The following is a 1,911-nucleotide window of genomic DNA, read 5'->3' as shown; positions in this document are numbered from 1 at the left end:
TTTTCAACATGGGGTAATGTGCGGGCAGCTCTTCTCGGAGACCGCTAAGATCGGCTCCGTCATTGAAAGAGGAGACTGACCATGGAATATTTTGCCGGTTTGGACATCTCGATGGAAGAGACGCACGTCTGTGTTGTCGACCGCGAGGGAACAGTCGTTCACGAGGAGAAAACGGCGTCGACGCCTGAGGCGATCGCAGCCTTGCTGGCAAAGGCGCCCGCTTGCCGGCGCATCGTGTTCGAGACCGGTCGGATGGCGCCGATGCTCTACCATGGGCTGGCAGCCTTCGGCCTGCCCGTCGTCTGCATCGAAAGCCGGCAGGCGTACCAGGCGCTGAAGTCGCTTGCGACCCACAAGACCGATCGCAACGATGCCCGTGGTTTGGCGCACCTTGCCCGCACCGGATTCTTCAAGCCCGTGCACGTGAAGTCGCTCCCGGCGCATGCCGTTCGCGCGCTGATCATCGCCCGCAAGAAGCTGGTCGGTCAGCGGGTCATGCTGGAGAACCAGATCCGTGGTCTCGCCGTGGTGTTCGGTGTCCGCCTGCCGCGCGCGCTCAGCCCGGCCTTCATCGATCAGGCGCTGCGGGCCAGCGAGGGGATCAATGGCCTGTCTGCAGCGATGGAAGGCCTCATCACAGCCCGAACCGCCGTGCTGTCGGCTGTCGCGGCGATCGACGCCGACATGAAAAGGATGGCCAGGGCCTCCGGCGCATGCCGCCGACTGATGACTATTCCCGGCGTTGGCCAGCTCACTGCACTCGCCTTCACGGCCACCGTCGATGATCCCGGACGCATCCGCCGGTCTCGCGACATCGGCGCCTATCTCGGCCTTGTGCCGCGTCGCTATCAATCGGGCGAGGTCGATTATACTGGCAGCATCTCAAAATGCGGCGACCGGCGGATGCGAACCCTGCTCTACGAGGCCGCAAACGTCATGCTGACGCGCTACAAGGGCCCGCTGAAGCTGAAGGACTGGGCGCTGGCGCTCGCAAGGCGGTCGACGATGCGAAAGGCACGGATTGCTCTCGCACGGCGGCTGGCCATCATCATGCACGCGATGCTGCGGCACGGCACCGAATTCAAAGCCGCATAGCCAACGATCGCCCAGATAGGAGACCGAAACGAGCTCCCGAGCGGAGCGACGCCCCAGGGAGGGAATGGATGACGGCGCCGATACTGTAGCATGCGGCCAACTAGATCGGCCGACTGCGCTTTCAACCAAGCCGCTCCATACCCAGCTTACCCCATCAAGTGCCACCTGAGCACGTAGAGAACGCAGGCACCCGAAAGCGTCGACAACGCTCATAACCGAGCCGCCGCCCTTGACCCATTAGAGAACAATATCGGCGCAAAGCGGACGCCCCCTACTTACGATTATGGACGGCATTGTGGATCGCCGGGCGCCAATCTTACTCAGCTGATATCGGCCTTGTCTCGAAAGCGCCAGAGCGGAATTCGCATTCAATCGATGCTGGCAAGGAGGGCACTGATAGTTGAGTCCTCGCCGCATCACTGGGGGGTTATAACAAGCTGAATATCTTTGAAATGCGTAACATGTACGGACGATGCATCTGCTATCCAGCGATTCGTGCGAAAGCTGAATCGGGATTCGATGCCGCCCGGAATGCCGTTGAGTAGCCCTGTAGCAACGGCTAGACCGAACGGCAGGTCAATAGGTTGACGACCTCAAACATGCAATGCACGGTCGCGCACGGCCGCCGCTCCACGCGCGCAACCACCAGTTTGAGGAAGGCCCCAAGATCGGACCACCTTACTTAGGCTTCCAGATAACAGAAACGCTCCTCGATGATCTTTCCGTTCTTGACTGTATAGATTCCAACTTCGTCCATGCTCATACGTTGACCAGTGGCCTTTGGTGTTACGTCCATCGTGAAGCGCACCACGAACT

2 protein-coding genes are annotated in these 1,911 nt (G+C 60.4%); one reads left to right on the top strand and one right to left on the bottom strand.

Annotated elements, in window-relative coordinates; translation table 11 throughout:
* The first annotated feature begins 81 nt into the window (after nt 1-81).
* Complete coding sequence (locus AAAC48_RS27335) at nt 82-1,095, top strand: IS110 family transposase (protein ID WP_340657206.1); 1,014 nt, start codon at nt 82-84, stop codon at nt 1,093-1,095.
* Nucleotides 1,096-1,777: 682 nt separating this feature from the next.
* Here AAAC48_RS27335 and AAAC48_RS27330 read toward each other — a convergent pair.
* Complete coding sequence (locus AAAC48_RS27330) at nt 1,778-1,903, bottom strand: SnoaL-like domain-containing protein (protein ID WP_340657207.1); 126 nt, start codon at nt 1,901-1,903, stop codon at nt 1,778-1,780.
* Nucleotides 1,904-1,911 lie beyond the last annotated feature (8 nt).

Origin of the sequence: Phyllobacterium sp., from assembly GCF_037994405.1 — a bacterium.
Taxonomy (GTDB): Bacteria; Pseudomonadota; Alphaproteobacteria; order Rhizobiales; family Rhizobiaceae; genus Phyllobacterium.
Note: the sequence above shows the minus strand (reverse complement) of the source record. Positions and strands in the feature narration are given on the sequence as shown.

Coding starts and splice junctions, on each gene's coding strand:
- AAAC48_RS27335 (WP_340657206.1), top strand. CDS start 82: ATGGAATATTTTGCCGGTTTGGACATCTCGATGGAAGAGACGCACGTC.